Below are 1,950 nucleotides of genomic sequence, written 5' to 3'. Positions count from 1 at the left end.
TTTTTTTATTTCGAACCTTTTTATGCCCCATCCCCTCCCAATGCGGCCATGAGCCCCGCTATCTTTTCCGCGCATCCCTCAACCTGGTCGTCCCTGTGGGCAGCGCTCAGGGTAACGCGCAGCCTCGCGGTCCCCTCGGGGACGGTGGGAGGCCTGACGCCGTAAACGAAATACCCCTCTCTGAGCAGTGCCTCGGAGATTTTGAGAGTTCTCTCGTCCGACCCGATGATCACGGGGATAATTGGCGTCTCGGACTGAACGTCCACACCATGATTTGCCAGGACAGCGGTGAAACGCTTCACCTTCCCCCGGAGGATGTCGACGATCTGCGGGTCCTCCTCCAGCATATCGAGCGCCCGTATCGTCAGGGCGGCGATCAGGGGGGGGATGGCCGTATTGAAGATCAGGGGCCGGCACCGGTTGATGAAGTAATCCCTGACAACGGCGTCACAGCAGATAAAGGCCCCGTAGGTCCCGATGGCTTTCGAGAAGGTGCCCATCTGTATGTCCACTTTGTCCGACAGGCCGAAATGGGACGCCGTGCCCCTGCCGCCACTTCCCAGAACCCCCGTGGCGTGCGCATCATCGACGACCAGGATGGCGCCATATTTTTCCTTCAGGTAACACAGGTCGGGCAGGGGAGCAATATCGCCGTCCATGCTGAAGACGCCATCGGTGATGATCAGCTTCCTCTCTCCGTCGTCCGTCGAGATGAGCTCCTCGAGGTGCCCCGGGTCGGCGTGGCGGTACACTTTTACCCTCGCCCTGCTGAGCCTGCACCCGTCGATTATGGATGCATGGTTGAGCTCGTCGGAGAAGACCGTCGTCCGGGGGGTGCCGAGGGTGGAAACGATACCGAGATTTGCCATGTAGCCCGATGAGAAGACGAGGCCCGATTCGGTTCCCTTGAACGCAGCTATGCGCCTCTCGAGATCGCCGTGGACCTCCATGTTCCCGCAGATGAGCCGGGAGGCGCCCGACCCGATTCCCCACTTTTCCCCGATTGCGCCCAGTGAATCGATGAGTTGATCGGAGGTGGCAAACCCGAGGTAGTCGTTGGAGCTGAAGTTCAGATATTTTTTGTCCCCTATGGTGATCTCGACCCGCGCCGGGGTCCCGATGTCCCGCAGGAAACGGTATCTTCCCCGTCTCTTGATCGATTCGAGCTCACCTTCGAGGTCAGCCCTGAAGTCATCCGCCATGGAACCCTTCTCCCTTCCAGTCGAGACCGAGGTCCTCCAGCATCTTGATGTCATCCTCCATCGGCCGCCCGCGGGTGGTGAGGTAATTCCCCAGCATGGTCCCCGACGCCCCGGCAGGAAAGATCAGGCACTGCAGGTCCCTGAGATTCACCTCCCTGCCGCCGCACACGATAATTTCCTTCCTCGGGTTGACGAGCCGCATCATGGCGATGATCTTCAGGCAGGTAAAGGGGTCGAGCTCGTCTTTTCCCGCGTCGGGGGTTCCCGGAATCGGGTTCAAAAAATTCAGGGGAATCGAGTCGACATCCAGTTCCCTCAGGGTCATCGCCAGATCCACCCTGTCCCTGTCCGACTCACCCAGGCCGAAAATGCCTCCGCAACAGACCCACAGCCCCGCTCTCTTCGCATCCCTCACGGTCTCAACGTCCTCTTCGTAATCGTGCGTCGTGCAGACGTTCGGGAAAAAGGCCCGCGAGGTCTCCAGGTTGTGGTGGAAGCTTTTCAGGCCTTTTGCCCTGAAATATTCGATCGTCTCCCTCGACACGATCCCAACGCTCACACAGGTCTCGAGCCCGAGCTTTCCGCTTATCTCCTCGATAGCGGCTCCGATCACCTCGATTTCTTCCCTCTTCCTGAGGCCCGGCCCGGAGGTGACGATGGAAAACTCCCTCGCACCATCCTCTTTCGCGGCTCTCGCCCTCTTAACTATTTCCTCTGCCCGAAGGAGGGGGTACTTCTCTATCTTCGA

At 59.4% G+C, this 1,950-nt stretch carries 2 protein-coding genes; both read right to left on the bottom strand.

From position 1 onward, the window contains the following. Positions 1–20 precede the first annotated feature (20 nt). Positions 21–1,202 (bottom strand): 8-amino-7-oxononanoate synthase, encoded by a 1,182-nt coding sequence (bioF, locus tag GTN70_08700; GenBank protein NIO17061.1) that lies wholly within the window; start codon positions 1,200–1,202, stop codon positions 21–23. Continuing rightward, positions 1,192–1,950: biotin synthase BioB (gene bioB, locus GTN70_08695; GenBank protein ID NIO17060.1), on the bottom strand; the 759-nt coding region annotated here is incomplete at its 5' end. The genes bioB and bioF, both read right to left, overlap by 11 nt.

It is taken from the genome of Deltaproteobacteria bacterium, assembly GCA_011773515.1.
Classification (GTDB): domain Bacteria; phylum Desulfobacterota; class Deferrimicrobia; order J040; family J040; genus WVXK01.
The sequence above is the reverse complement of the archived record's forward strand: the minus strand, read 5'-3'. Positions and strand labels throughout refer to the sequence as shown.

Coding starts and splice junctions, on each gene's coding strand:
- bioF (NIO17061.1), bottom strand. CDS start 1,202: ATGGCGGATGACTTCAGGGCTGACCTCGAAGGTGAGCTCGAATCGATC.